Source organism: Stenotrophomonas sp. Y6 (genome assembly GCF_022436665.1).
GTDB classification, from domain to species: Bacteria; Pseudomonadota; Gammaproteobacteria; order Xanthomonadales; family Xanthomonadaceae; genus Stenotrophomonas; species Stenotrophomonas acidaminiphila_A.
On sequence record NZ_JAKUKB010000001.1, the window covers coordinates 250,363 to 275,877 of the forward strand.

Here is a 25,515-nt window from a genome sequence, read left to right on the forward strand (position 1 = left end):
GCGTGCGAAAATTCCGCCCGCAGCACCGCAGCAGAGCCGCCCCCCACCGGCTCCCTTTCCGCAATGTCCCGCTCTCCCCTCTCCCCGTGCTCCGCTCCCGCGGCGGACACCGCCTCGCCCGTTGCCGTCGTCCGCAGCGACCGCCAGCGCTGGCTGGGCGTGGTCGCGCTGGCGATGGCCGCCTTCGTGTTCAACACCAGCGAATTCGTTCCGGTCGGGCTGCTGAGCGACATCGGCGGCAGTTTCGGCATGCCCATCGAGCATGTCGGGCTGATGCTCACCGCCTACGCCTGGGTGGTCGCGCTGGCGTCGCTACCCGGCATGCTGCTCACCCGCGATGTCGACCGCCGCCGCCTGCTGCTGGGCGTGTTCGCGCTGTTCGTGGCCAGTCACCTGCTGTCGGCACTGGCCTGGAGTTTCGGCGTGTTGATGCTCAGCCGCATCGGTATTGCCCTGGCACACGCGGTGTTCTGGGCGATCACCGCCTCGCTGGCGGTGCGCATCGCGCCGGCGGACAAGCGCCCGCAGGCGCTGGGGCTGCTGGCCACGGGTACCTCGGTGGCGATGGTGCTGGGCATCCCGCTGGGCCGGGTCATCGGCGAACTGCTGGGCTGGCGCATCACCTTCCTGGCCATCGGCGGCGTCGCCCTGCTGGCGATGGCGGTGCTGGCGCGGCTGCTGCCGCCGCTGCCCAGCCAGAACAGCGGGTCGGTCCGCAGCCTGCCGCTGCTGCTGCGCCGGCCGGCGCTGCTGGCGCTGTACCTGCTGGTGATGGTGGTGGTGGCGGCGCAGTTCACCGGCTACAGCTACATCGAACCGTTCGTGCAGCAGGTCGGCGGCTTCGACACGCACGTGACCACCTGGGTGCTGCTGCTGTTCGGCGGCATGGGCCTGTTCGGCAGCGTGCTGTTCGCGCGCATGGGCACCCGCTGGCCGCGTGGCTTCCTGCTCGCCGCCGTCGGCACCCTGGCGCTGTGCCTGCTGGGCCTGCGCCCGGCCACCGGCGGCGCATGGATGCTCTACGCACTGGCCTCGGTGTGGGGCGTGGCGATGATCTGCTTCGCGTTGTCGATGCAGTCCAAGGTGCTGCGGCTGGCGGCCGACGCCACCGACGTGGCGATGGCGCTGTTCTCGGGCATCTTCAACATCGGCATCGGCGCCGGCGCGCTGATCGGCAGCCAGGTCGGGCTGCGCCTGGGCATGCAGCACATCGGCCTGGTCGGCGGGCTGGTCGCCGTCGCCGGCGGCATGTGGTGGCTGTTCGCGATGCAGCGCTGGGCCACCGGCTTCAGCGCCGGCGGCAGTGAGCACTGACCTCAGCGCAGCTGGCTGTCCTTGCTGCCACGGCGGTTGTAGCCGCTGTGCGCCGACTCCTCCGCATCCAGCGCCTGCTGGCAGGCCACGCACAGGCGTACGCCGGGAATGGCCCTGCGCCGCGCCTCGGGAATCGGCGCATCGCATTCCTCGCAGCGCTCCAGCCCCGGCCCGCTGGGCAGGCGGCTGCGGGCGCGCTTGATCGCGTCCTCGACAGTGGCGTCGATCTGATCCTGAACGGCGGTATCTCCCGCCCAACCGGTGGCCATGGCTGGCTGCTCCGTAGTGACCGGGGGCCAGCCTAGCGCAAACGCCTGTACCCCGGGCCAACGCGCCGCCGCGGTGTCACCACACCAAGTCGTCGGGCACCACGAACTGCGCGTAATAGGCGTCGTCCTCGGCGTTGCCGCTGGACGCCGGCGCGTCGCCGGGCTGGCCGTGGTCGAGCACGATCAGGCTGGCGTCGCGCTCGCGCACCTTCTCGGCGGCCAGCCGTGGCAGCAGCTCGAAGCCCTCGCCGTGGCGCGCGATCACCAGGGTGCCGGCGGCCAGCTGCTTGCGCAGCGCCTCGTCCACCAGCAGGGTGCGGATCGCGGCGCCATCGCTGAAGCGGTACTCCAGCTCGCCGCGGCGCGGTACCCGGCGGTCGGCGATGATCTGCCGCGCCTGCGCGCGCAGTTCCTCGGCGCGGCGCTGGGCGTTGCGCTCGGCGGCCAGCAGGCGGTCGCGCTCGGCCTTTTCCGCACGCACGCGCTCGGCCTCGCGCTGGCTGTCGCTGGGGCCGGCGGGCGCCCCCTTGGCGTGCCGCGCCTTGTTCTGCTCGCGCGCGACCTGGGCCACCTGCGATTTCTTCACCAGGCCGGCCTTGAGCAACTGCTCCTGCAGGGGATTCGCCTTTGCCATGTTTCGCACTACGTGATCGGATCGATGCTGCCATGATACCGGCCCGTCCCCGCCCGCGCCTGCCGATGCAGCCCCTGACCTACCTCGCCGGTTACCCCGAACACCTGCAGCAGCACGCCCGCGCGCTGCTGGCGCGAGGAGCCCTGGGCGAGGCCGTGCGCCGCCGCTACCCGGAGCCGCACGCGGTGCGCAGCGACCGCCAGCTCTACGACTACGTGCAGGCGCTGAAGGAGCGCCACCTGCGCCAGTCGGTGCCGCTGGGCAAGGTGCTGTACGACGGCAAGCTGCAGGTACTCAAGCATGCACTGGGACTGCACACGGCGGTGTCGCGCAACCACGGCGGCAGGCTCAGGGCCAGCCGCGAGATCCGCATCGCCAGCGTGTTCCGCGATGCCCCGGCGCCGTTCCTGCGCATGATCGTGGTACACGAGCTGGCGCACCTGAAGGAAGCCGAACACAACAAGGCCTTCTACCAGCTGTGCCTGCACATGGAGCCGGATTACCACCAGCTGGAGTTCGACCTGCGCCTGTACCTGACCGCGCTGGAGCACGAGGCCGCCAGCTCTCCTGACGTCCCGTAAGGCCGGGGCTTGCCCCGCATGCCGCCTCGCCGGGAAAGCCTCGTGCCGGGCAAGCCCGGCACCTACGGTCGCCACGGCGCTACACTCCCCGCCCGCCGTACTGTCCGCCCCCATGACCAGCCCGATCCGCCTCGACAAGCGCCTCGCCGCGCAGCTGAACTGTTCCCGCGCCCAGGCCCGGCACTACATCGAGGGTGGCTGGGTCCGCGTCGACGGGGTGGTGGTGGAGGCGCCGCAGGCGATGGTGGGCGCGCAGACCGTCACCCTCACCGCCGGCGCCAGCAGCGAGCCGGCCGAACCGGCGACGCTGCTGCTGAACAAGCCCGCCGGCTGCACAACCGAAGAAATGTCCGCGCTGCTGCGCGAGGACGCGCGCTTCGCCGACGATGCGTCCGGCATCCGCCTGCTGCACCGCCACTTCCTGCGCCTGGAAACGCCGATGCCGCTGGACGACGATGCCTGCGGGCTGGTGGTGCTCACCCAGGACTGGCGCGTGCGCCGCCACCTGCTCGAGACTGGCGCGACGCTGGAACAGGAATACATGGTGGACGTGGACGGCGAAGGCAGCCCCTGGGCGCTGCCGCGGCTGACCCACGGCCTGGATTACCAGGGCCGCGCACTGCCCGCCTGCAAGGTCAGCTGGCAGAGCGAGCAGCGCCTGCGCTTCGCGATCAAGGACGTGCGGCCGGGCCAGCTGCAGCACATGTGCGCCGCGGTCGGCCTGCGCGCCACCCGGGTGCGGCGGCTGCGCATCGGCCGCATCGGCCTGAGCCGGATGCCGGACGGGCAGTGGCGCTATCTCGGCTCCGGCCAGCGCTTCTGAGCCGCACTCCCGCAGGCGCAGGGCTTGCCCTGCACGACACTCTCCCGGCCAAAGCCCCGCCGGTCGCGCCGACTTACGCCAGCAAGCGCAGCACAGCCGCCGCCACCGCACCCACCAGCACCACCCCCAGGAACGGCAGCCGCAGCGCCAGGGCCAGCGCGGCCACCAACAGCGCGCCGAGGCGCGCGTCCAGGACCACGCCCTGCCCGGCGGACACCGCGTTCATCGTGGTCAGCGACGCCAGCAGGCCAATGGTCAGCGCACCGGCCACGCGGGTCATGCGCGGCGACTGCATCCAGCGCACCGGCACCAGATAGCCGCAGAACTTGATCGCCCAGGCCGCCACGCTGGCCAGCAGCACCCAGCCCCACAGCGTCACCGGGCGTCTCCCGCATCGTGGCCGGGCGTCACGTCCGGTTCCAGCCCTTCATCGGCCGGCCCGCGCCCGAACCCGCCCCACAGCGCGGCAACCGCGGCCGCCAGCAGGATCGGCACGCCCGGTGGCGCCCACGGCAGTGCCAGCACCGTGACCAGCGCGCAGGCCACGGCAATGGCCACCGCTTCGCGCGCGCGCAGGCGCGGCCACAGCAGACCCAGGAAGGCCGCCACCGCGGCGCCGTCCAGCCCCCAGCGGCGCGGGTCGCCCAGTGCATCGCCGAGCAGCGCGCCCAGCAGGGTGCACAGGTTCCACAGCACGTACACGCCGACACCGGCGACCCAGAACCCGCGGCGCTGCTCGGCCGGCGCGTCCTGGCCGGCGGCGGTGGCCGCCGATTCGTCGATGGTGACCTGCGCCGCCAGCGGGCGCAGCCAGCCGCGCGGCCGCAGCAGGTGGTTGATCTGCGCGCTGTACACCGCGTTGCGGATGCCCAGCAGGGTGGCCGCGCTAAACGCGGCCGGGCCGCCGCCACCGGCACCGATCACGCCGATGAAGGCGAACTGCGAGCCGCCGGTGAACAGCAGCAGGCTGAGCGCCGCGGTCTGGCCGACGCTGAAGCCCGATGCCACCGCCAGTGCGCCGAAGGAAATGCCGTACAGGCCGGTGGCCACGGCGATGGACAGGCCGATGCGGACCGCGGGGGTGAGGCGCGGCGCCATGTTCAGCCGCGCCCGCGTGCCTGTTCGGCGGCGGCCACGAATACCACGTCGGTGGAGGAGTTGAGCGCGGTCTCGGCCGAGTCCTGCACCACGCCGACGATGAAGCCCACCGCCACCACCTGCATCGCCACGTCGTTGGAGATGCCGAACAGGCCGCAGGCCAGCGGGATCAGCAGCAGCGAGCCGCCCGGCACGCCGGAGGCACCGCAGGCACCGATCGCCGCCACCACGCTCAGCAGCAGCGCGGTGGGCAGGTCCACGGCGATGCCCAGGGTGTTGACCGCCGCCAGCGTCAGCACCGAGATGGTGATCGCCGCGCCGGCCATGTTGATGGTCGCGCCCAGCGGGATCGCCACCGAATAGGTTTCCTCGTGCAGGCCCAGCTTGCGGCACAGCTCCATGTTGACCGGGATGTTGGCCGCCGAGGAGCGGGTGAAGAACGCGGTGATGCCGCTCTCGCGCAGGCACCGCAGCACCAGCGGGTACGGGTTGCGGCGGGTGGTCAGCGCCACGATCAGCGGGTTGCCGACGAAGGCCATGAACAGCATCGCCCCCACCAGCACGCACAGCACGTGCAGGTAGACCTTCAGCGCGCCGAGACCGGATTCGGCCAGCAGCGAGGCGACGATGCCGAACACGCCCAGCGGCGCCAGACGGATCACCATGCGCACGATCCAGGTGATCGCGGCGGACAGATCGCCGACCAGCGCGCGCGTGCCGGCGCCGGCATGGCGCAGCGCCAGCCCCAGGCCGATGGCCCAGGCCAGCAGGCCGATGTAGTTGGCGCGGGCCAGCGCGTTGACCGGGTTGTCCACCACCTGCATCAGCAGGGCGCGCAGCACCTCGCCGATGCCCCCCGGCGCGCTCAGCCCGGCGTCGGTGGGGGCCTTCAGCAGCAGCGTGCTGGGAAACAGGTAACTGGCCAGCACGCCGACCAGCGCCGCGGCCAGGGTGCCGGCCACGTACAGCAGCAGGATCGTGCGGATGTGGGTCTTCTGCCCCTGCTGGTGGTTGGCGATGGAGGCCGTCACCAGGACCAGCACCAGCACCGGGGCGACCGCCTTGAGCGCGGCCACGAACACCGTGCCGAGCAGGCCGGCGGCGTGCGCGCCCTGCGGCCAGGCCAGCGCCAGCACGATGCCGGCGAGCAGGCCGATGATGATCTGGACCACCAAGCTGGGGGCACGGAAGGAACGGGAACGGTTGCGCATCGGCGGGCTCGGGCAGGACAAACCGCGATTCTCGCCCAGACCCCGCCGCGCCCACACCCCCGGAACGTCATGGCCGACGCAGCGGCATCACCCGGACACCGCTAGGATGCGCCCATGGAACCTTCCCCTTCCCGCGGCAGGCGCATGCTGCGCCTGTGCGGCCGCATCCTCGCCGCGCTCCTGCTGCTGGTCGCCAGCGGCCTGCTGCTGGGCGACTGGCTCACCCCGCGCGCCGTCGGCGAGCCCTCCACGGCGCTGCCGCCACGCGCCGGGCAGACCGCGCTGGACCGCGCGCTCGAGCCGCAGCTGGCCGCACACCCGGGCCGCAGCGGCGCGGCCTACCTGGTCGACGGCCTGGAAGCCTTCGCCGCGCGCTCGGTGGTCACCCGCCAGGCCGGCCGCAGCCTCGACCTGCAGTACTACATATGGCACGACGACATGGTCGGCCACCTGCTGGTGAACGACGTATACGCCGCGGCCGCGCGCGGGGTGCGCGTGCGGCTGCTGCTGGACGACATGAACGCCAAGGGGCTGGATGCGCAGCTGCTGGCGCTCGACGCGCACCCGCGCATCGAAGTGCGCCTGTACAACCCGTTCCGCAACCGCGAGGGCCTGTGGCGGCTGGTGGAGATGGTGCAGCGGGTCTTCAGCATCAACCACCGCATGCACAACAAGGCCTGGATCGCCGACGGCCGCGTGGCCATCGTCGGCGGCCGCAACATCGGCGCCGAGTACTTCGATGCCCGCGAGGACGTCAATTTCCGCGACCTGGACCTGCTGCTCGCCGGCCCGGCCGCCGGCGAGGCCAGCGCCATCTTCGACGCGTTCTGGAACAGCCCCGCGGCCGTACCGATCGCCGCCCTCGCCGCGCATTCGGAGCGCCAGCTCGACCAGCTGGTTTCCCGCGCGGCGCTGGACGCGCGCCGGGAAGAGGCGCTGCCTTACCTGCAACGGCTGCGCGAGCGGCTGGCCGGCCCCTATGTCGGCGGGCGCCTGCCGCTGCACTGGACCGGGCGCCTCCAGGTCCATTCCGACCCGCCGCTCAAGCACCGTGACAACGACCGCGGCGACTGGCTGGTGACGCGCCTGGGCCAGGAACTGGGGCAGGCGCGGCACAAGACCCTGCTGATATCGCCCTATTTCGTCCCCGGCGACAGCGGCACCGGTGAACTGCTGCGGCAGCTGGCCGACGGCGTGCACGTGGGCATCGTCACCAATTCGCTGGCGGCCAATGACGTGGCCGCGGTGCACAGCGGCTACATGCACTACCGGCTGCCGCTGCTGCGCGGCGGCGCCAACGTGTACGAACTCAAATCGCGCGGCAGCGACGGCGGCCGCGGCTCGGCCTTCGGCAGCAGCGGCGCCAGCCTGCACACCAAGGCCATCGTCGTCGACGACCGGCGCGGCTTCGTCGGCTCGTTCAACCTGGACCCGCGCTCGGCCTACCTCAATACCGAAATGGGCGTGCTGTTCGACGATCCGGTGCTGGCCGCACAGCTGCGCGAGGAATACCTGCGCCTGTCCGGCGCCGAGCTGAGCTACTACCTGTATCTGGACAGCGACGGGAACCTGCGCTGGCTGGACCGGGCGCGGACGCCACCGGCCGGCTACGTCGCCGAACCGGACACCACCTGGCTGCAGCGCGCCACCGCCCGGGTGATCAGCTGGCTGCCGCTGGAATCACAACTGTGATGCCGCGCCGCGAGGCGCGGCTCAGCCCTCGCCCGGCGCGTCCGGGCTGACCCGCTTCCACAGCCAGCCACCGACATGGCCGGGAACGCAGGCGGACAGCGTCTCCAGTGCCTGCGCTTCCTCCAGCAGTCCTTCCCGGCACAGCATCGACAACGCCGCGGCCAGTTCGCCGACCTCCAGCGAACGCGCCAATGGCGTCGATGGCGCGCCCTGCCCGCCGGCCTCCAGCGCCGCGGCAACATCGGCGGGAAGCTGCCATGCGCGCGCGATCCGCGCCGCCAGCAGCGGGGTGCAGCGTTCCAGCAGCGACAGCAGCAGGGCCGGCGACGGCGCCAGCGTCTGCCGGCGCGAATAGGCGTCGGCGGTGGCGCGCACCACCATCACCATCGCCAGCCCGCGCAGCAGGCCGGCCAGCTGCGCGGAGAAGCCGTCTTCGCGCTCCACGCTGCGGGCATGGTCGGCCGCGGCCAGCGACATGCGCAGGGTGTAATCCCACACCCGCTGCGAGAACCGGCCGCCATCGCCGTCGGGAGGGTTCATCACCGGCTGCACCAGCGCCGCGGAAATGATCTGGCGGATGCCTTCGTTGCCGACCACGGTCACCGCGCGCTCGATGCTGCGCACTTCCTGTTGCTGGAAGCGGTACAGCGCGCTGTTGGCGATGCGCAGCAGGTTCACCGTCAGCAACGGGTCACTGCCGATGATGCGGCCGATGGAACGCGCCGAGGCGGTGCTGTCGTTGACGCTCTGGATCAGCTGCGGCAGCAGGTGCGGGCGCCGCGGGATGTAGCGTTGCGACAGGTCCGCGCGCTCCAGCACCGCCATCACCGTATCGGCGATCTGGCGGTGCTCGGCCGCAGCGGGCGGCTCCGCCGCGTCGCCTTCGATGCCGAGCGCGGCGCGCAGGAACTGCCGGCGCATCCGCGGCAGCAGCGCCGGGTCCATTGCCGGGGCGGCAGCGTGGTCGGCATCGGCGGCCTCGGGGACGAAACTCCAGGCCGCCTGCGGACGCCGCCGGCCGAACCACCAGGCCGCGCCCACGCCGGCCAGCAGTGCGGCCAGCAGCGCCGGGACGATCACCGGTTGCATGGCTGGTACCCTGGGCGGGCGGGAGCTGAAGGCCGCATGCCGCGCCCCGTTACCTGTCGGCTTTTTCCAGGCGGATGCCGAGCGGACCGCCCAGCGAACCGTCTTCGTTGATGGTGAAATTCAGCGACGCGCCCTTCTGCGGCAACGCCACCTTCAAGGTATCGCCCTCGCGCACGTAGGTGGTTTCCTGGGAGATGCCCATCGCCTCGATGGTGACCGTGCCGCCGGGCGTGAAGCTGTACCGGGTGACGCCCATCGCATCGGCATAGACGCCCTTGATCCCCTGGCTGCAGGCCGACAGCAGGCACAGCACGGCGATGACGGGCAGGTACTTCTTCATTGCTTCCCCCGGAGGTAATGGCGCGGCCATCCACGGCCGCCGCATGCGGATTGATTCTGCCACAGGCCAGCGCCGGCCAAGCCGCCGGTCGTCAGTCGTCTGCGCCCGCCGGTGCGCCGCTGGCGAGCGCGGCCTGCGGCAACGGCGCGCGCACGAAGCGCGCCGACAACCGCAGCGCATAGACCAGGCCGGCGAGCAGCGCCAGGCCGGCGCCGCTGGCGAACGCGGCGGCCAGCCCGAAGCGGGCGGCGACCAGGCCGGCCAGCACCATGCCGGCGCCGATGCCCACGTCCAGCGCGCAGAAATAGGTGGCCACCGCGGTGCCGCGGCGGGCATGGCCGCCGAGATTGACCATCATCGTCTGGTAGGCCGGGTAGACCACGCCGAAGCCGAAGCCGGCCAGCAGCCCGGACAGGTAGTACGTCGCCGGTGCGGCCGCATACGCCATCAGCCCGAGCCCGGCGACGATCGCCAGGCTGCCGCCGTTGGTCGCCAGCACCACCCGGCCGCCATCGATCAGGCGCCCGGAAAAGCCGCGCGAGACCATCATGCCCACCGCCATCAGGGTGAAGAAGATGCCGGTATTGCCCGCGCCCAACTGTTTGCCGTGGAGCGCGGCAAAGGCCAGCAGCATGCCGTAGCCCAGGCCGATCACGGCCAGGTTCAACGCCAGCGGGAGGCCGCGTACCAGCAGGAAACGATCCAGCGACAACACCGCCGCGGCACCGTCGCGCCGCTTGCGCGGCGCATGCACCCGCGACGCCACCAGCAGGCCGGCGATGCCGGCGGCCACCGCCGCCTCGAAGATCACCTGGAACGGATGGTGGTCCATCAGCCACAACCCGGCCATCGGCCCCAGCGCCATCGCCAGGCTGCTCATCAGCCCGAACAGGCCGATGCCCTCGCCGCGGCGCGCCGACGGGATGATGTCGATGGCCTGGGTGTTGGCCGCGGTGCTCATCACCGCGAAGGTCACGCCGATGCCCAGCCGCACCAGCACGAACACCAGCACGGTGTGCGCCAGCAGGTAGCCGGAGGTGAACAGCACGTAGGCCGCCAGCGCCAGCAGGTAGGCGTGCTTGGCGTTGAAGCGATCGACGATGAAGCCGGAGAACGGCCGCACCAGCAGCGCGGCGATCACGTAGCTGGACAACACCAGCCCCACCGTGGCCTCGCCGATCCGCAGCTGCTCCACGAGATGGAACGGCAACGTCGGCATCAGCACGTAGAACGACATGCCCATCAGGAAGTTGGCGATGCACGCCAACACGAACCCCGGGGTCCACAGCGCGGGCCGCGGCTGGCTCATGCGCCGCCGCGGGGTGCGCGCCCCGGTAGCGCACTGGCGCCCGCGCGGATGCGCCTGGGCAACGCCCGCGCCATCAACCGACGCCGCGCAGCGCCAGGGTCAGCGCCAGCACGCTCAGGATCACCGCGATGGTGCCGTCCAGCACGCGCCAGGTGCCGGGCTTGTGGAACAGCGGCGTCAGCAGGCGCGCGCCCAGGCCCTGCGCGGTCAGCCACAGCGCGCTGGCGGTGACCACGCCGGCGGCGAAGGCCATGCGCGCGTGGCCGAAGTTGTCGGCGATCGAACCGATCACCACCATGTCCAGCCAGAAATGCGGGTTGATCACCGAGAACCCGGCCGCGGCCATCATCGCCGCCCGGCGCGAGGATTGCGCGCTGTCGTCCAGCTGCATGCCGCCACCGCCGGCCACGGCCCGCCGCGCCGACTGCAGCGCATACCAGACCAGGAAGGCGACGCCGCCCCACAGCAGCACGGTCGTCAGCCACGGCAACTGGCTGGTGAGCGTGCGCAGGCCCGCCACGCTGGCGAAGATGAAGGCCGCGTCGATGGCGAAGCAGGTGGCGATCACCGGGATCACGTGCTGGCGCAGGATGCCCTGGCGCAGGATGAAGGCGCTCTGCGCGCCGACCACGGCGAAAAGACCGATGCCGGTACCGGCACCGCTGAGCCAGGCGGCGCTGGTGGCCTGGGCGGTTACGACGGAAAACATGGGGGAAACTGCCTGTCTGCGGGTGGGGAGGACACACCGGGGATGCGTCGACGGCGGCGATTGTCGCAGTGCAGCATCCAGAAGTGGAGCTAAACTTCTTAAACCCTCATTAGCAGAGCTTAATCATGCGCATCGACCATGCCCAGTTGCGGGCGCTGGCGGCGGTGATCCGCGAAGGCAGCTTCGAGCGCGCCGCGCTGGCGTTGAACGTCACCGCCTCGGCGGTATCGCAGCGGATCAAGGCGCTGGAGGAGCGGGTCGGCAAGCTGCTGGTCAGGCGCACCACGCCCACCGAGGCCACCGCCGAGGGCCAGGTGCTGGTGCGCCTGGCCGAGCAGACCGCGCTGCTGGAGCGCGATGCGTTCGAGCGCATCGGCCTGTCAGACGCCGACCTGCCACGCGCCAGCATCCCGGTGGCGGTGAACCACGACAGCATGGAAACCTGGTTTCCCGAGGCCGCGCTGGCGTTCGCCCGGCTCGGCAGCACCACCCTGGACCTGCATACCGAGGACCAGGACCACACCGCTGCGCTGCTGCGCCAGGGCGCGGTGCTGGGCGCGGTCACCACCCTGTCCGAGCCGGTGCAGGGCTGCCAGATCCACGCGCTGGGCAGCATGCGCTACGCCGCCACCTGCACCCCCGAGTTCCATGCGCGGCACTTCGCCAGGGGCGTCACCGCGCAGGCGCTGGCGCAGGCCCCGGTACTGGTGTTCAACCGCAAGGACGACCTGCAGGCGCGCTATGCCCAGCGCCTGACCGGCTCGCAGCAACCGCTGCAGGCGCCGACCTGGTGGATCCCCTCCACCCGCGCCTTCGTCCATGCCAACCTCGGCGGCCTGGGCTGGACCATGAATCCGCTGCCGCTGGTTCGCCGCCACCTGGACAGCGGGCGCCTGGTCTACGTCAAGGCGCGCGCCTGGGAGGACATCCCGCTGTACTGGCAGCACTGGAAGGGCGAAGTCGCGTCGATGGCGCTGCTGACCCGCGCCATCCTGCAGGCGTCCTCCACCCTGATCCGCAGGCGCCGCTAGCGCCGCTGCGCGCGTGCCCGGGCCCGCCGCCGCGCGGCGGTGCCGGGCAGGCCGGTCCTGGGCGCGGGTCAGGCCAGCGCGTACTCCAGCCCGCCGCGCACCGCGGCCACCTGGGCGTCGTCGCACTGCGCGGGCGTGGCGCGCGGGCTGTCGGGGTAGACCTCGGTGGTGGTGGTGTAGCGCGCGTCGGTGATGCCCGCGCACAGGCCCAGCGCCCTGTACGGGTACTCGATCACCCCGGGCGCGACCACCGGCGAGCCGATGATCCGCCCTTGCGCGTCCGCCGGCGCGATGTGGGTGACCGCGGCTACCGCGGCGATCACCGCCTGCTGGAACGCCGGCTGCGGGTTGAGCGCGTCGGCACACAGGTAGAAGCCGTCGGGGACGCTGTCCGCCTCGAACGGCTTGCCATCGCGCGCGGCCAGCGCCGGGCGGAACTCGCCTTCGTCGCTGTCGGTGGTCTCGTGCAGATCGATGTGCATCACGAAGCGCCCCGCCAGCGGCTGCACCAGGGCCATCAGCGCCGCCGACTCGGGCGCCGGGCTGGCGGCGCTGAAGTTGCGGTTCGGGTCCAGCGCCAGCGCGTTCCAGCGCTGGATGCGCTCATAGCCCCACGGGCTCACGCAGGGCGCGACCAGCAGGTTGCAGCGGCCGGCGTAGTCGGCGCCGTGCCGCTCGACGAACTTCAGCGCGCCCAGCACGCCGCTGGTTTCGTAGCCGTGCACGCCACCGGTCACCAGCGCCACCGGCAGCGCGTCGTCCCAGCCGCGGCTGCGGATCGCCAGCAGCGGATAGCGGCCGGAGGGATAGTCCAGTTCGCCGTATCCGGCCACGTCGAAGCGGTCGCGCAGCGCGTCGATCCGGGTCAGCACGTCGTCGGCATAGCTGCGCTGCACGCGCTGCCGCGCCAGCCATTGCGCCCTTTCCGCCGCGCCCCAGGCCTGGCCGGGGGTTCCGATGGGATAAAAAGCGGTGGTCATGGCGGCTCCTGGTGGTGACGGACAGGCGCGCACTCTACACCGCCCGGCGCGGCGGCGAGGCCGTGCCCGGGCCCGGCCGCGTCATCTGCCGGGGTCGGCGAGCAGCCCGGCGATGTCCGCGTCCTTCTGCTGCCACAGCCCGTTCATCCACTGCTGGAAGCGTGCGCGGAAAGCGCGGTCGCCCTGGTAATCGCCGGCAACCAGCTCAGCCGGGATCGGCCGCTCCCGCACCAGCACCTTCGCCTCCGGGACGCGGTTGGCCATCAGGTCCAGCATCGACGGGATGCCGCCGGGGTAGACGATGGTGACGTCCAGCAGCGCATGCAGGCCCTGCCCCATCGCATCGAGCACGAAGGCCACGCCACCGGACTTGGGCTTGAGCAGGTGCCGGAACGGCGAGCCCTGGCCGTCGTGCTTGGCACGGGTGAAGCGGGTGCCTTCGACGAAGTTCATCACCGCCACCGGGATGTCGCGGAAGCGCGCGCAGGCGCGCCGCGTCGCCTCCATGTCGCGCCGGCCCAGCTCCGGGTTGCGGGCGATCTGCTTGCGGCTGTAGCGGCCCATGAACGGGAAATCCAGCGCCCACCACGCCAGCCCCAGCACCGGCACCCAGAACAGCGAGCGCTTGAGGAAGAAGCGCAGCAGCGGGATGCGCCGGTTGAACACCTTCTGCAGCACCAGGATGTCCACCCAGCTCTGGTGGTTGGCCAGCACCAGGTAGTGGCCGTCGCGCGCCAGCGTGGCCGGGACGTCGACCGTGAAGCGGGTGCGGGTGAACGCCTGCATCATCGCGCTGTTCACCCCGATCCAGCTCTCGGCCAGCCCGGTCAGCAGCGGGTTGCAGGCGCGCCGCACCGCGGCCAGCGGCAGCAACGCCTTGAACAGCGCCACCGCGAACAGCGGCAGGCAGTGCAGCAGGGTGTTGAGCGCGATCAGCAGCAGGATCGGGACGATGCGGAACCATTTCATGGGGGACTATCTCGCGCGGTTCGGGCCGGGGCCGCCATCCAAAAGCGGCACAGGGTAGCAAACGCCGCGGGCGGTGGCCGACGCCCCCCGGTCTTCCGCCGGCCCCCCATGGCGGCGCGATAATCCCCTTCCCGCCCCTGCCCCGCCGTCCCCGCATGTCCCCGACGCTGCCGCCCCCGGGCGAGATCCTCGACCTGTTGCCCGACGTGGTGTGCGTGGTCGACCCGCAAGGCCATTACCTGGCGGTCAACGCGGCCTTCGAGCGGCTGATCGGCTATCGCCCCGAGGAGGTGCTGGGGCGGCGCATGACCGAACTCATCCACCCCGATGACCACGCCACCACCGCGCAGGCGGTGCAGCGGGTCATGGAGGGCCGGCCGCTGCCGCACTTCCGCAACCGCTACGTCCGCCGCGACGGCGGGCTGGTGGACATGCAGTGGTCGGCCAGGTGGCTGCCCGACTACGGCGTGCGCATCGCCGTGGGCCACCCGGTCACCGAACTGCGCGACCTGGAGCGGCGGCTGGAGTTCATGGCCGCGCACGACCCGCTCACCCGGCTGCCCAACCGCCACCGGCTGCGCGAGGAACTGGACCGGCTGCTGGCCGACGGCACCCGGCCGCTGGCCGTGCTGTACCTGGACCTGGACGGCTTCAAGGCGATCAACGACCGCCATGGCCACGCGCTGGGCGACCAGGTGCTGCGCGAGACCGCCGCTGGCCTGCGCCAGGCGCTGCGCCACGGCGACTTCATCGCCCGCGTCGGCGGCGACGAGTTCGTGGCGCTGCTGCCGGACTGCGGCCACGCGGACGACGCCCGCGCGGTGGCCGGCATGCTGCAGGCGGCGCTGGACCAATGCCAGGCGCAGCCGTCGTTCGCGCGCATCGGCGTCAGCATCGGCGTGGCCTGCTGCCCGGCCGACGGCCGCGACGCGGAAACCCTGCTGCGCCACGCCGATGCCGACATGTACGCGGCCAAGCACGGCCGCGGGCGGGCCGCCGGTGCCTGAGCCGCGGGGCCGGCACGGGCCTCTGCTACCCTATCGCGATGAACCAAACCGCTGACCGCCCGGCCACCGCTCCTGTTTTCACGCCGATGGCGCAACGCTTCCGCGGCTTCCTGCCGGTGGTGGTGGACGTGGAGACCGGCGGCTTCGACTGGAACCGGCACGCGCTGCTGGAAATCGCCGCCATTCCGCTGGACATGGACGAGAACGGCCTGCTGCGGCCCGGCCAGACCAGTTGCGCGCACGTAGTGCCGGCCGAAGGCACCGAGATCGACCCCAAGTCGCTGGAGGTCACCGGCATCGTGCTGGACCACCCGTTCCGCTTGGCCAAGCCCGAGCGCGAGGCACTGGAACATGTGTTCGCGCCGGTGCGTGCGGCGCTGAAGAAGCATGGCTGCCAGCGCGCGATCCTGGTCGGGCACAACGCCCACTTCGACCTGAACTTCCTCAATGCCGCGGTTGCCCGCAGCGGCCACAAGCGCAATCCGTTCCACCCGTTCAGCGTGTTCGACACGGTGACCCTGGCCGGCGTGGCCTACGGCCAGACCGTGCTGGCGCGGGCGCTGCAGGCCGCCGGCTTCGAGTGGGATGCCAGCCAGGCGCACAGCGCGGTGTACGACACCGAGCAGACCGCGCGCCTGTTCTGCCAGATCGTCAACGGTTTCCGCAGCCAGGAACAGGGAACCCGCAACGGGTAACGGCGGAAACCGGCGCGGCGCTGCTGCCTGCACGCGTTCCCGGTTCCCGTCCCCCCGTTGCCGGGGTCGTCACCCCAGGCAGATCCGGTCGCGGCCGTCGCTCTTGGCCTGGTACAGGGCCTTGTCGGCGCGCTGGAACAACAGCAGCGGGGTGCGGTCGCCGGCCGCCAGCTGCACCAGCCCGGCACTGAACGTCACCCGCAGGCCCTCGATCCCGGCCCAGTTGCGCTGCGCATGGAACAGCCCCTGCAGGCGCGTGCACACCCCTTGCGCCTCCTCCAGCGGGGTGTCGTTGAGCAGCAGCGCGAATTCCTCGCCGCCCAGCCGCGCCGGCAGGTCGGAATCCCGGCAACTGGCGGCCAGCAGCCGCGCCACCTCGCACAGCACCTGGTCGCCGACACTGTGCGACCAGCTGTCGTTGACGGTCTTGAAATGGTCGATGTCCAGCACCAGCAGGCTCAGCGGGTGGCCGCTGCGCTGGGAACGGGCGAAATCGCGCGCCAGCGCCTCGTCGAAGGCACGGCGGTTGGGCAGGCCGGTCAATGGGTCCTCGTGGGCCTGGCGCTCGAACGCCACGGCCTGCTGGCGCAGGCGCTCGGCCAGCGCGGTCTTCTCCTGGTTGGCCGCCAGCAGGCGCTCGGCCTGCAACTGCAGGTCGGCGGTGCGCTCGGCAACCTGGCGCGCCAGGCGCATGTTGCTGGTCTTGTAGCGGTGGATCAGGTACCGGTACAGCGCCACCAGCGCCAGCAGCAGCGCGATGCCGGCCGCGGCCTGCACGCTGCGGCGCTGCCACGGCAACGGCTCGACGGTGAACTTCCAGGCCGCCTCGCTTTCGCTCCAGCGGCCGCCCGGGTGCATCGCCGAGACATGCAGGGTGTAGTCGCCCGGCGGCAGCCCCATGAACTCGACGCTGCGCTGGTTGCCGCGCTCGATCCAGTCGTGGTCCAGCCCTTCCAGCCGGGTGCGGTAACGGATCCGGTCTGACATCAGGTAGCTCAGGCCGACGTACCCCACCGTCAGCCGGCGCCCGCCGGGCACGGCGGTGACGCCGTGCGCCTGCCAATGCAGCGGCACCCCGTCCAGTTGCACGCTTTCCACCACCACCGGCGGCGGCAACCGTTCGCGGAACCGCTGCAGCCGCAACGGGTCGACCATGCTCAGGCCGCCGGCGGTGGCCACCCAGTAGGTGCCGTCGGCGCGCAGTACCGCGGACGGCCCGGTGCTGCCGTTGGCCTGGGCGTTGTACATGCCGTCAATCTCGTTGTAGCGCTCGACCTCGATCCGCGGGCTGCGGCCATCGGCCACCGCGTCCAGTGCCGCCATCGTGGTGCGCAGGATGCCGCGGTTGCTGCTGATCCAGACATTGCCCAGGCGGTCGGGCACCATTTCGAACACGGTGTCCACCGGCATGCCCTGTTCCAGCCCCACCCGCGCCAGGCGGCCGTCGCGGTAGCGGTACAGGCCGCGGTCGGAGGTGGCCCACATCGCGTCGCCGACCGGGGTGAAGCCGAAGATGCTGCGGCCACCGCCGAGCCCGTCCACGTCCAGCCGCTGCACGGTATTCCCGCGCAGCACGCGGATGCCTTCGATGGTGCCTATCCACAGGCCGCCCTCGGTGTGGCGCAGCGCGGTCACCAGCCCGCCCGGCAGCCCGGCCACCGTGGGCACCTGCGCGCCGTCGGCGCCCAGCCGCACCACGCCGCGCTGGGTGCCGGCCCAGATGCCATCGCCATCGCGGTCGGCGGCCATCACCCGCACGTTGCCTGCCGCCAGGCCGTCGGCAGTGCCGTAATGGCGGCTGCGGCCCTGGCGGTCGATGCGGTAGATGCCGTCGCCGAAGGTGCCGACCCACATCGCGCCATCGCGGCTCTGGATCACGCTCAGCACCGACGGCGCCTTGCCGACGCTGTTGCGCAGCGGCACCGGCGCGATGCGGCCGTCGCGCTCCATCCGGTCCAGGCCGGCGGCACCGCCGATCCACAGGCGTCGCTGGTCGTCCTCGATCACCGCGCGCACGTAGTCCCCGCTCAGCCCATCGCGGGTGGTGTAGCTGGTGAACAGGGTTTCGCGCAGCCGGTACAGGCCACCGTTGCCGCCCACCCAGATGCTGCCTTCGGCATCCTCCATCAGGCTGGTGATGCGCCCGTTCTGCATCTGCCGGCTGTCCGGCAGGCGCTCCACGCCATGGCTGCCGATGCGGAACAGCCCCTGGTTCTCGGTGCCCAGCCACAGGTCGCCGTGGCGGTCCTGCAGCATCGCGGTGGTGTGCGAAACCCCGGGCAGCACGTGCACCCGGCGCGCACCGCCCGGGTGCATCCGGTACAGCGCGCCATCGGTGACGATCCACAACGCGCCGTCCGGCGCGCGATAGGGCCAGGCCGGGCCCGGCGGCAGGTCCAGCGCAGCCGGCGCGTTGCCCAGCACGCCATCGTCGCCGCGCAGCTTCAGGCCATCCATGGTGCCGACCCAGACCCGGTCCTTGTCATCCACGGCCAGCCAGTTGGACAGCGTCATGTTCACCGGCGCGCCCGGCGCCGGCGGCTCGTAGACCAGGCGTCCGTCGGGGGCCAGGTAGCCCAGCCCGCGACCCTCGTAGAGCAGCCACAGCCGGCCCTTGCTGTCCTTCTGCATCGCCTGGATCAGCACCTTCGGCGCCGGCGGGTGCTGCGGCCATTGCCGCCAGCGCCCGTCGAGCGTGCGCCGCAGGACGTTGCCGCGTGAATCGGTCACCCACAGCGCGCCATCGCGATCCACGTACAGCGCACCGATGCCGTTGTCGAGCAGCCCGGGCCGGGTGCTGCGGTCATAGAGGTCGAAGTCGAGCCCGTTGTAGCGCGCCACCCCTTCCCAGGTGGCGAACCACAGGTGTCCCTCCGGCGTCTGCGCGATGCCGCGCAGCGAGTTGTGCGGCAGGCCGTTGCGCGAGGTCCACATGTCCACCGCGTAATCGCGCAGCGGCGGCGTATGTTCGGCCGCGGCCGCGCCCCCGGCCACCAGCAGCAGGCACAGCCAAAGCCGCATGAGGCGCCGGACCCAGCGGCCGCCGCGCATGCGGCCGGGACGCGATTCGCGGCGTCGCTGCAACGACGGGGCCGGGCGGTCGAGCGGTGCGGACGGCTGCGGCAACGTCATGTGCACGGACAGGGGGAGAGTGCGCACATGGTAGGGGGATTGCCGGCCCCATGCAGCCCCCCGCCCCCGGAACCGGCCAGCGTCGCCGGCCGGCGCATTGCCGCTCAGCCGCGGCGGGCGGGCGCCGGCCAGGTGACCACCGCTTCCAGGCCACCGCCGGGATGGTTGCGCAGCACCAGGGTGGCGCCGTTCTTCTCGGCCAGCGTGCGGGCGATGGTCAGGCCCAGGCCGGCGCCCCCGGTCTCGCGCGAACGCGAGGTCTCCAGGCGCAGGAACGGGGTGAACACCGCCTCCAGTTCGTCCGCCGCCAGGCCCGGGCCGTGGTCGCGGATGCATACCTGGACCTGGCCGTCGCGCGCCTGCGCGCGGATGGAGGCCGAGTGCCCGTACTTGACGGCATTGTCCACCAGGTTGGAGAACAGCCGGTGCATGGCCAGCGGGCGCACCCGCAGCACGGCGCCACAGCCCTGCTCGAACTCGACCGGGTGCCCGGCCTCGGCCGCGTCCCCGGCCACGCTCTGCAACAGCGAATCCAGGTCCAGCACCACGCGCTGCTCGGCGCTTTCGGCGCTGCGGGCCAGTTCCAGCCCCTCGCGCACCAGCGCCTGCATCGCCGCCAGGTCGGCGATCAGCCGTTCGCGCAGCGGTTCGTCGGCCACGGTCTCCAGCCGCAGCCGCAGCCGGGTGAGCGGCGTCTGCAGGTCGTGGGTGATGGCCGCGAGCATCTGCGTGCGCTCGCCGATATGCCGCTGCAGGCGCTGCTGCATGGCGTTGAAGGCTTCGGCCGCGCGCCGCACCTCCTGCGGCCCGGTCACCGGCAATGGATCGCGCTGCAGGTCCTGGCCCAGCTCGGTGGCGGCGTCGGCGAGCCGCTGCAGCGGTGAACTGGCGATGCGGGCCACCACGTAGGCGAGCACGGCGATGGCCAGCGACAGCAGCGACAGGAACAGCGGATCGAAGGCGAAGATGCGGATGCGCGCCGTCGCCGGGTACTGCAATGTGAGCCGCAGCGGGGTGCCATCGCCCAGGGTCAGCTCCACCAGCCGGCAGCGCGGCGGCACCACCGCCGGATAGCGCTTGCGCAGGTGGTGCGGGATGCGCGTGCGCTGCGGCAGCAGCTCCGGCAGCGGTGGCAGGCAGGCGCGGAAGCCGGTGACATACACCCGCGCATCGGCCACCGGCCCCTCGCGGTCGTCCAGGACCGCCATCAGCGCCAGGTCCTGCTTGCCGGCATGGACCTCGCCGCGGGCCGGATGCACGCTCGCGCCGCCGGTTTCCAGCAGCCGCGCGCGCAGCTCGGGGTTGCTCTCAAGCAGGGCCACGAAGCCCTGCAGGCGATCGGCCATGCGCATCAGGTTCTGCTGCTCGAACTCCTGGCGGCGGTGCGCCTCGGCCAGCAGGGTGGCGCCGATCGCCGCGGACAACATGCCGAGCAGCAGGATGACGAACAGCCGCCCCGTCATCGAGGCCAGGAACTGCCGCAGCCGGCGCATCATGCCAGCGTCACCACGCCGGCAAACACATAGCCTTCGCTGCGTACGGTCCTGATCAGGCTGCCGGCGCTGCCGAGCTTCTGCCGCAGGCGGCTGACCTGCAGGTCGATGGCGCGGTCCTGGGCCTCATGGCTGCGGCCGCCGCCCAGCGCGGCCAGCTGCTCGCGGGAGAGCACCTTGTTGGCATGGCCGACGAATACCCGCAGCAGGCGGAACTCGGCGCCGGACAGCATCACCACGCGCCCGGCCGGATCCACCAGGTGGCGCCGCTCCAGGTCGAACAGCCAGTTGGCGAACGTCGCCCGGCGCATTGCCAACGGCTCCAGGTTGGCCGGCAGCGCCTCGGTCCGGCGCAGCACGTTGCGGATCCGCGCCAGCAGTTCGCGCGGCTCGAACGGCTTGGCCAGGTAGTCGTCGGCACCCATTTCCAGCCCAAGCACGCGGTCGATCGGCTCGGCGCGGGCGGTGAGCATGATCACCGGGGTGCTGGCGCGCGCGCGCAGCTCGCGGCACAACGCCAGCCCGTCCTCGCGCGGCAGGTTGAGGTCGAGCACGACCAGGTCGATGGCTTCGCGCGCCAGCGCGTGACGCATGCCGGCGCCATCGGCGGCGGTGCTCACCGTGTAGCCGGCGCGGCCGAGCTGCTCGGCCAGCAGTCCGCGGATGTCGCTGTCGTCGTCGACCACCAGCAGGCGGTGCATGGGGCGGTGTTCCTTGTTGGGATGCGCAATGCTAACCGAGCCGGACGCGCATCCCGTGCGGCCGCGGCGAGCGGGCGACGCCGCCGCTGCGCACGCCTCAGCGCGTGTCGGCGGCGTCGCCCCAGCCCAGGTCCGGCTCGGGGTAGTAATGGACGCCCAGCGCGTCCAGGTGCGCGCGCAGCCCTGCCATGCGCCGCACGAACCCCGGATAGCCGCGCCGCGTGGCCGGGCTCCATGCCACCTCGGCCACGGCCGCCAAGCGTGGCCACAGGCGCGCATCGGCGGCGGCGTCGGTATGCACGAACTCGCTCCACAGCGCCGCTTCCACGCCCACCGCGGTCCGGTAAGGGGTCGGGTCGAAGGCATAGACCCGGGCCAGCGGCACGCCCTCGGCGCGGCACCAGTCGGCGCCGGGCTGGCCGGCACGGTTGCCGTGGTCGATGTACAGGTAGGAGCACGGCGACAGGATCAAGCGGTGGCCGCGGGCGACCGCGGCCTCGATGGCATAGCCGTCGTTCCACAGCTGCACCAGCGCGGTGGGCTTCATCGCGGCCACCGATCCTTCCTCCCAGACCACCGGAGTACGCCCCATCGCGTCCACCATCGCCGCGGTGCGGGCGACGAAATCGGCGTACAGCGGGTGCCTGATCTCATCGCCGCCGATGTGGATTTCATTGGACGGGAAGATCGCCACCACCTCCTCCAGCACGTCGCGGACGAAGGGATACACCACCTCGGGCTTGTCCAGGCACAACACGCTGAAGCCCACTTCCACGCCGGCGTAGGTGCCGCGGTTGGCCACGTCGTCGCAGGCCAGCGCTTTGTACGAGGCCAGCGCCGCCTGCACGTGCCCGGGCATGTCGATCTCCGGCACCAGGGTGACGCCGCGCGCCTGCGCGTACGCCACCAGGTGCCTCAGCTGCGCCTGGGTGTAGTAACCGGCGCGCCCGCCCTGCACCGCGCTGGCGCCGCCGATTTCCGCCAGCCGGGGATAGCGCTTGATCTCGATCCGCCAGCCCTGGTCGTCGGTCAGGTGCAGGTGCAGCCGGTTCAATTTGAACAGGGCCATGCGGTCGATGTGCCTTTCCAGGTAGTCAACCGGCAGGAAACTGCGCGCCACGTCCAGCGACAGCCCGCGCCAGCGGTAGGCGGGCACGTCGGTGATCGCCAGCCGCGGCAGCCGGTAATCCGTGCCGGCGCGCGCCGGCAGCAGCTGCCGCAGGGTCTGCACCGCATGCAGCAGCCCGGCATCGGTGCGCGCGCTCAGATGGATCGCATCGTCCACCAGCAGCCGGTAGCCCTCCTCGCCCAGCGCGGGGTCGTCGACCCGCTGCAGCCGCAGCGGCGTGCCCACGTCGGCGCTGGCGATGTGCAGCGTCGCCAGCAGTTCGTCCAGCGCACGCCGGGCCATGGGCGCGGCGCCCGCGTCCTCCACGACCACCGCCGAGGAAATCCGCAGCACGCCGGGACCGGCGTGGATGGCGCCCGGCAGCGGCACGATGTGCGCCACCGGCGTCGGTTCCATGGCCACCGTCGGCCGCCGGTGCGCGCAACCGGCCAGCACCGCCAGCGCCACGCAGGACAGCACGATCCCGGGCCTGAACTGCAGTCTCATCGGGTCCTCCCCTGCCGGCGGTCGAGCAGCGGCAGTCTGCCGGCGCCGCGGCGGCGCCCCGGCGGACGGGCGCGATGCCCGCCCGGCCCGGCGTGGTCAGTCGCCGCCCTTGACGATGCGCCCGTCCTTGACGATCACCGCGAAGCGGCGCGCCGGATCGGCGATCACCTGCAGGTCCTCCAGCGGATTGCCCTCGACCAGCAGCAGGTCCGCCAGCGCACCCTCCTCGACCACCCCCAGGCGCCCCGGATAGGGGCTGCGCAGGCCGGACAGCGCCAGCAGTTCGGCGTTGTCGTGGGTGACCATGCGCAGGATCTCCGCCGGGGTGAACCACTCCCGCAGGCCGAGGATGAAGGCGTTCTGCTCGACATTGAGCGCCGGCTCGAACAGGAAGTCGGTGCCCCACGCCATGCGCACCCCGGCGCGCTTGGCCATGGCCCACATGCGCGCCTGCCCGTCGATCACCGGCTTGCGCTTCTCGCGGCGCAACGGATCCATGTTCTCGGTGCTCGCGCGCAGGGTCTGGCTGGACAGCCACACGCCACGGCGCGCCATCAGCCGCAGCGTGTCCTCGTCCAGCATCTGCCCGTGTTCGATGCTCTTCACCCCGGCTTCGATGGCGCGGCGCACCGCGCGCACGGTATAGGCATGCACGGTGACGTAGGTGCCCCAGTCCTCGGCGGCCTCCACCGCGGCGCGCATCTCGTCGAGCGTGTACTGGGTGACGTCCACCGGGTCGTAGGCCGAGGACGTGCCGCCGCCGGCCATCAGCTTGATCTGGCTGGCGCCCCGGCGCAGGTTCTCGCGCACCGCGGTGAGCACCTCGTCGCGGCCGTCGGCGATGAAGGTGGCGCCCATTTCCTCGGCCAGCGCCGGCTTGCCGAAGAAGCGCCGCGAGCGCTCGTGCGGCAGGCGCATGTCGCCATGCCCGGCGGTCTGGCTGATGGTGGCGCCGGATGGCCAGATGCGCGGGCCGCGCGCATGGCCGGCGTCGATCGCCGCCTTCAGTTCGAAGATCGGCCCGCCGACGTCGCGCACGCTGGTGAAGCCGCGCAGCAGGGTGCGCTCGGATTCGGCCGCCACCCGCGCGGCCAGCTGGTCCGGCGTGTCCGCCAGGGCCAGCATGTCCGCCTGCGAGAGCGCGGTGAACGTGCTGTGCCAGTGCGCGTCGATCAGCCCCGGCATCAGCGTGCGGCCGCGGCCTTCGATCACCGTGGCCGTGGCCGCCGGTGTCGCCGCCGCGCCGATCGCGGCGATATGCGGGCCGCGCACCAGCACGTCGGTGGGCGCGCCCAGCGTGCCGCGCACGGTGTCCAGCACCCGGACCCCGCGGAACAGCAGTTCGCTTTCCTCCGTCGCGGCCTGCGCGGACACGGGGGCGGCCAGCAGCAGCGCCCACGACAACGACAGCGTTCGCATCAGCCAGAGCATGGACATGACGTTTCTCCCTGTGGCATGCCGGTACCGCCAGCCGGCGGCCGCGCCAGTATAGGCGGCGGCGACGGCATCGCCATGGCGGCCGCGCGCAGGCAGCGCCGGCGCCGCTCAGCCCCCGGCGAACACCGGTTCCAGCAGGCGGAAGGTACCGGCGTCGGCATCCATCTCCACGCGGCCGCCGACCGGCACGATGAACTGTTCGCGGATGTGGCCGATCATCGCCCCGCGGAAGGCCGGGATCTTCAGCGGCGCGATGTAGTCGGCGAACAGCTGGTCCAGGGTCAGCGAGCCATAGCCGTCGCCGGGCGTGCAGCCGGTGCATTCGCCGAAGATGAAGCCGGCGATCCGGTCCAGTGCGCCCATCAGCTTGAGCGTGCTGAGCATGCGGTCGATACGGTACGGCGCTTCGTCCACGTCTTCCAGAAACAGGATCTTGCCGTTGAAATCGGGCAGGTACGGCGAACCGGCCAGCGCGGTCAGTACGGTCAGGTTGCCGCCCACCAGCTCGCCGCGCGCGGTGCCGCCGGTGATGGTGCGGGTGCGGTTCCTGCGCGGCACCAGTTCGTCGTCGGTATCGACGCTGTTGCGGTACTGCATCAGTTCGCGCTTGAAGAACAGGCGCTCGAACTGGTCCACGTTGAACGGGTTCCAGCTGCCCGAGCCGATCGGCCCGTGGAAGGTCACCAGCCCGGTCCTGGCCTGGATCGCGCAATGCAGCGCGGTGATGTCCGAGTAGCCGAGCAGCACCTTGGGATTGGCGCGGATGGCGGCATAGTCCAGCAGCGGCAGCAGCCGCGCCGCACCGGAGCCGCCGCGCACGCAGACGATGGCCTTGACCTGGCGGTCGGCGAACATGGCGTTCAGGTCGCCGGCGCGCTCGGCATCGGTACCGGCCAGATGCCCATGCCGCGCATCGTAATGGGCGCCGGTCTTGACCTTGAAGCCCAGCGCTTCCATCGCCTCGCGCGCCAGCTGCAGGCTGAGCGGGTCGCTGCTGGCCGCCGACGGGCTGACCAGCGCCACCGTATCGCCCTTCTCCAGCGGCAGCGGCAGCAACCGCCCGCCACGTTGCGCCGCCAGCACGCTGCCCGTGCCCATCAGCGGCAACAGCGCCCCCGCCAATGCCGTACCACCAAGGAATCGCCGCCTGTCCATGCCACCGCCTGTCTGCAGAAAGTGCGGCCGAGGGTAGCAACGGGCCCGCCTGCCCGACAGTGCGCCGCCGGCTTCATGCACAGCCGCGTGCGCGCAGCGGAAACACGCCTGGCGCAAGGCACCCGGCGCGTTTCATGCAGCGCTTGTCGCGGCGCATCCATAACCACGCGGCATGGGTGGCATACGAACTGTCATGCGCCGCCAGCAAAGGCACCACGCCTGCCCGCCGGG

24 protein-coding genes are annotated in these 25,515 nt (G+C 71.8%); 7 read left to right on the forward strand and 17 right to left on the reverse strand.

Going from position 1 to position 25,515, the window contains the following annotated elements; genetic code table 11:
• Positions 1-63: 63 nt before the first annotated feature.
• Positions 64-1,314, forward strand: a complete 1,251-nt coding sequence (locus MKP15_RS01255; RefSeq protein WP_275692433.1) for a sugar transporter — start codon at positions 64-66, stop codon at positions 1,312-1,314.
• A 2-nt stretch (positions 1,315-1,316) separates the two neighbouring features.
• On the opposite strand, the gene MKP15_RS01260 is transcribed toward MKP15_RS01255, so the two are convergent.
• The gene (locus tag MKP15_RS01260; RefSeq protein WP_104938444.1) at positions 1,317-1,583 is read right to left on the reverse strand and encodes a DksA/TraR family C4-type zinc finger protein; all 267 of its coding nucleotides are present in this window, start codon (positions 1,581-1,583) and stop codon (positions 1,317-1,319) included.
• Positions 1,584-1,659: 76 nt separating this feature from the next.
• Complete coding sequence (locus MKP15_RS01265; protein WP_104938443.1) at positions 1,660-2,217, reverse strand: DUF2058 domain-containing protein; 558 nt, start codon at positions 2,215-2,217, stop codon at positions 1,660-1,662.
• Between the two features lie 65 nt (positions 2,218-2,282).
• Between MKP15_RS01265 and MKP15_RS01270 the strand changes: the two genes are divergently transcribed.
• Positions 2,283-2,798, forward strand: coding sequence for a M48 family metallopeptidase (locus MKP15_RS01270; RefSeq protein ID WP_240211532.1), 516 nt, complete (start codon positions 2,283-2,285; stop codon positions 2,796-2,798).
• Positions 2,799-2,910: 112 nt separating this feature from the next.
• Positions 2,911-3,621: an rRNA pseudouridine synthase gene (locus MKP15_RS01275; RefSeq protein ID WP_240211533.1), complete on the forward strand. Its 711-nt coding sequence runs from the start codon at positions 2,911-2,913 to the stop codon at positions 3,619-3,621.
• A 73-nt stretch (positions 3,622-3,694) separates the two neighbouring features.
• Here MKP15_RS01275 and MKP15_RS01280 read toward each other — a convergent pair whose 3' ends face one another.
• From MKP15_RS01280 to sstT, 3 genes are read right to left on the reverse strand one after another with little or no spacing between them, the layout of a single operon-like run.
• A complete protein-coding gene (locus MKP15_RS01280) occupies positions 3,695-4,000 on the reverse strand; it encodes an AzlD domain-containing protein (RefSeq protein ID WP_240211534.1) in 306 nt (101 codons plus the stop codon).
• Positions 3,997-4,719, reverse strand: a complete 723-nt coding sequence (locus MKP15_RS01285) for an AzlC family ABC transporter permease (protein WP_240211535.1) — start codon at positions 4,717-4,719, stop codon at positions 3,997-3,999. Before MKP15_RS01285 ends, MKP15_RS01280 begins: the two co-directional genes overlap by 4 nt.
• Before the next feature lie 2 nt (positions 4,720-4,721).
• Positions 4,722-5,930, reverse strand: a complete 1,209-nt coding sequence (gene sstT / locus MKP15_RS01290) for a serine/threonine transporter SstT (protein ID WP_240211536.1) — start codon at positions 5,928-5,930, stop codon at positions 4,722-4,724.
• 114 nt (positions 5,931-6,044) lie between these two features.
• Between sstT and MKP15_RS01295 the strand changes: the two genes are divergently transcribed.
• The gene (locus MKP15_RS01295; protein WP_240211537.1) at positions 6,045-7,622 is read left to right on the forward strand and encodes a phospholipase D family protein; all 1,578 of its coding nucleotides are present in this window, start codon (positions 6,045-6,047) and stop codon (positions 7,620-7,622) included.
• 21 nt (positions 7,623-7,643) lie between these two features.
• Here the strand turns inward: MKP15_RS01295 and MKP15_RS01300 are convergent, their stop codons facing one another.
• From MKP15_RS01300 to MKP15_RS01315, 4 genes are all read right to left on the reverse strand, one after another.
• On the reverse strand, positions 7,644-8,711 hold the full coding sequence (locus MKP15_RS01300; protein WP_104938438.1) for an HDOD domain-containing protein: 1,068 nt from the start codon (positions 8,709-8,711) through the stop codon (positions 7,644-7,646).
• A gap of 49 nt (positions 8,712-8,760) precedes the next feature.
• Positions 8,761-9,051 (reverse strand): hypothetical protein, encoded by a 291-nt coding sequence (locus MKP15_RS01305; protein ID WP_054664458.1) that lies wholly within the window; start codon positions 9,049-9,051, stop codon positions 8,761-8,763.
• Positions 9,052-9,142: 91 nt separating this feature from the next.
• Positions 9,143-10,360, reverse strand: coding sequence for an MFS transporter (locus tag MKP15_RS01310; RefSeq protein ID WP_240211538.1), 1,218 nt, complete (start codon positions 10,358-10,360; stop codon positions 9,143-9,145).
• 73 nt (positions 10,361-10,433) lie between these two features.
• Entirely contained in the window at positions 10,434-11,069 is a 636-nt protein-coding gene (locus MKP15_RS01315) for a LysE family transporter (RefSeq protein WP_161614678.1), read from the reverse strand.
• A 125-nt stretch (positions 11,070-11,194) separates the two neighbouring features.
• On the opposite strand from MKP15_RS01315, the gene MKP15_RS01320 reads away from it, so the two are divergent.
• Entirely contained in the window at positions 11,195-12,100 is a 906-nt protein-coding gene (locus MKP15_RS01320) for a LysR family transcriptional regulator ArgP (RefSeq protein WP_054664448.1), read from the forward strand.
• A 68-nt stretch (positions 12,101-12,168) separates the two neighbouring features.
• Here the strand turns inward: MKP15_RS01320 and MKP15_RS01325 are convergent, their stop codons facing one another.
• Complete coding sequence (locus tag MKP15_RS01325; RefSeq protein WP_240211539.1) at positions 12,169-13,080, reverse strand: M14 family metallocarboxypeptidase; 912 nt, start codon at positions 13,078-13,080, stop codon at positions 12,169-12,171.
• A gap of 81 nt (positions 13,081-13,161) precedes the next feature.
• Positions 13,162-14,049: an acyltransferase gene (locus tag MKP15_RS01330; protein WP_240211540.1), complete on the reverse strand. Its 888-nt coding sequence runs from the start codon at positions 14,047-14,049 to the stop codon at positions 13,162-13,164.
• Between the two features lie 155 nt (positions 14,050-14,204).
• Here MKP15_RS01330 and MKP15_RS01335 point away from each other — a divergent pair, with 155 nt between their 5' ends.
• Together MKP15_RS01335 and rnt are read left to right on the forward strand one after the other, a co-directional pair.
• On the forward strand, positions 14,205-15,056 hold the full coding sequence (locus MKP15_RS01335) for a sensor domain-containing diguanylate cyclase (RefSeq protein ID WP_240211541.1): 852 nt from the start codon (positions 14,205-14,207) through the stop codon (positions 15,054-15,056).
• 38 nt (positions 15,057-15,094) lie between these two features.
• Positions 15,095-15,751 carry a ribonuclease T gene (gene rnt, locus MKP15_RS01340; protein WP_104938432.1) on the forward strand — a complete coding sequence of 219 codons (657 nt, stop codon included), beginning with the start codon at positions 15,095-15,097 and terminating at the stop codon, positions 15,749-15,751.
• 69 nt (positions 15,752-15,820) lie between these two features.
• Here the strand turns inward: rnt and MKP15_RS01345 are convergent, their stop codons facing one another.
• The 6 genes from MKP15_RS01345 to MKP15_RS01370 all read right to left on the reverse strand — a co-directional run bounded on the left by MKP15_RS01345 (position 15,821) and on the right by MKP15_RS01370 (position 25,284).
• Positions 15,821-18,772 carry a diguanylate cyclase gene (locus tag MKP15_RS01345; protein ID WP_240211542.1) on the reverse strand — a complete coding sequence of 984 codons (2,952 nt, stop codon included), beginning with the start codon at positions 18,770-18,772 and terminating at the stop codon, positions 15,821-15,823.
• A 215-nt stretch (positions 18,773-18,987) separates the two neighbouring features.
• Complete coding sequence (locus MKP15_RS01350) at positions 18,988-20,376, reverse strand: ATP-binding protein (RefSeq protein ID WP_345778719.1); 1,389 nt, start codon at positions 20,374-20,376, stop codon at positions 18,988-18,990.
• Positions 20,376-21,077, reverse strand: coding sequence for a response regulator (locus tag MKP15_RS01355; protein ID WP_240211544.1), 702 nt, complete (start codon positions 21,075-21,077; stop codon positions 20,376-20,378). Before MKP15_RS01355 ends, MKP15_RS01350 begins: the two co-directional genes overlap by 1 nt.
• A gap of 97 nt (positions 21,078-21,174) precedes the next feature.
• A complete protein-coding gene (locus MKP15_RS01360; protein WP_240211545.1) occupies positions 21,175-22,692 on the reverse strand; it encodes a beta-N-acetylhexosaminidase in 1,518 nt (505 codons plus the stop codon).
• 96 nt (positions 22,693-22,788) lie between these two features.
• Positions 22,789-24,129, reverse strand: a complete 1,341-nt coding sequence (locus tag MKP15_RS01365) for an amidohydrolase family protein (protein ID WP_240211546.1) — start codon at positions 24,127-24,129, stop codon at positions 22,789-22,791.
• 108 nt (positions 24,130-24,237) lie between these two features.
• Complete coding sequence (locus tag MKP15_RS01370; protein ID WP_240211547.1) at positions 24,238-25,284, reverse strand: LD-carboxypeptidase; 1,047 nt, start codon at positions 25,282-25,284, stop codon at positions 24,238-24,240.
• Between the last annotated feature and the right edge of the window lie 231 nt (positions 25,285-25,515).

What these genes read in the sequence shown, in the direction of transcription:
- MKP15_RS01320 (WP_054664448.1), top strand. Translation starts at nt 11,195, where the DNA reads ATGCGCATCGACCATGCCCAGTTGCGGGCGCTGGCGGCGGTGATCCGC.
- MKP15_RS01300 (WP_104938438.1), bottom strand. Translation starts at nt 8,711, where the DNA reads ATGCAACCGGTGATCGTCCCGGCGCTGCTGGCCGCACTGCTGGCCGGC.
- MKP15_RS01255 (WP_275692433.1), top strand. Translation starts at nt 64, where the DNA reads ATGTCCCGCTCTCCCCTCTCCCCGTGCTCCGCTCCCGCGGCGGACACC.
- MKP15_RS01275 (WP_240211533.1), top strand. Translation starts at nt 2,911, where the DNA reads ATGACCAGCCCGATCCGCCTCGACAAGCGCCTCGCCGCGCAGCTGAAC.
- MKP15_RS01310 (WP_240211538.1), bottom strand. Translation starts at nt 10,360, where the DNA reads ATGAGCCAGCCGCGGCCCGCGCTGTGGACCCCGGGGTTCGTGTTGGCG.
- MKP15_RS01260 (WP_104938444.1), bottom strand. Translation starts at nt 1,583, where the DNA reads ATGGCCACCGGTTGGGCGGGAGATACCGCCGTTCAGGATCAGATCGAC.
- MKP15_RS01285 (WP_240211535.1), bottom strand. Translation starts at nt 4,719, where the DNA reads ATGGCGCCGCGCCTCACCCCCGCGGTCCGCATCGGCCTGTCCATCGCC.
- MKP15_RS01330 (WP_240211540.1), bottom strand. Translation starts at nt 14,049, where the DNA reads ATGAAATGGTTCCGCATCGTCCCGATCCTGCTGCTGATCGCGCTCAAC.
- MKP15_RS01370 (WP_240211547.1), bottom strand. Translation starts at nt 25,284, where the DNA reads ATGGACAGGCGGCGATTCCTTGGTGGTACGGCATTGGCGGGGGCGCTG.
- MKP15_RS01325 (WP_240211539.1), bottom strand. Translation starts at nt 13,080, where the DNA reads ATGACCACCGCTTTTTATCCCATCGGAACCCCCGGCCAGGCCTGGGGC.
- MKP15_RS01355 (WP_240211544.1), bottom strand. Translation starts at nt 21,077, where the DNA reads ATGCACCGCCTGCTGGTGGTCGACGACGACAGCGACATCCGCGGACTG.
- MKP15_RS01350 (WP_345778719.1), bottom strand. Translation starts at nt 20,376, where the DNA reads ATGCGCCGGCTGCGGCAGTTCCTGGCCTCGATGACGGGGCGGCTGTTC.
- MKP15_RS01305 (WP_054664458.1), bottom strand. Translation starts at nt 9,051, where the DNA reads ATGAAGAAGTACCTGCCCGTCATCGCCGTGCTGTGCCTGCTGTCGGCC.
- sstT (WP_240211536.1), bottom strand. Translation starts at nt 5,930, where the DNA reads ATGCGCAACCGTTCCCGTTCCTTCCGTGCCCCCAGCTTGGTGGTCCAG.
- MKP15_RS01345 (WP_240211542.1), bottom strand. Translation starts at nt 18,772, where the DNA reads ATGCGGCTTTGGCTGTGCCTGCTGCTGGTGGCCGGGGGCGCGGCCGCG.
- MKP15_RS01315 (WP_161614678.1), bottom strand. Translation starts at nt 11,069, where the DNA reads ATGTTTTCCGTCGTAACCGCCCAGGCCACCAGCGCCGCCTGGCTCAGC.
- MKP15_RS01365 (WP_240211546.1), bottom strand. Translation starts at nt 24,129, where the DNA reads ATGTCCATGCTCTGGCTGATGCGAACGCTGTCGTTGTCGTGGGCGCTG.
- MKP15_RS01295 (WP_240211537.1), top strand. Translation starts at nt 6,045, where the DNA reads ATGGAACCTTCCCCTTCCCGCGGCAGGCGCATGCTGCGCCTGTGCGGC.
- MKP15_RS01270 (WP_240211532.1), top strand. Translation starts at nt 2,283, where the DNA reads ATGCAGCCCCTGACCTACCTCGCCGGTTACCCCGAACACCTGCAGCAG.
- MKP15_RS01360 (WP_240211545.1), bottom strand. Translation starts at nt 22,692, where the DNA reads ATGAGACTGCAGTTCAGGCCCGGGATCGTGCTGTCCTGCGTGGCGCTG.
- MKP15_RS01335 (WP_240211541.1), top strand. Translation starts at nt 14,205, where the DNA reads ATGTCCCCGACGCTGCCGCCCCCGGGCGAGATCCTCGACCTGTTGCCC.
- MKP15_RS01265 (WP_104938443.1), bottom strand. Translation starts at nt 2,217, where the DNA reads ATGGCAAAGGCGAATCCCCTGCAGGAGCAGTTGCTCAAGGCCGGCCTG.
- rnt (WP_104938432.1), top strand. Translation starts at nt 15,095, where the DNA reads ATGAACCAAACCGCTGACCGCCCGGCCACCGCTCCTGTTTTCACGCCG.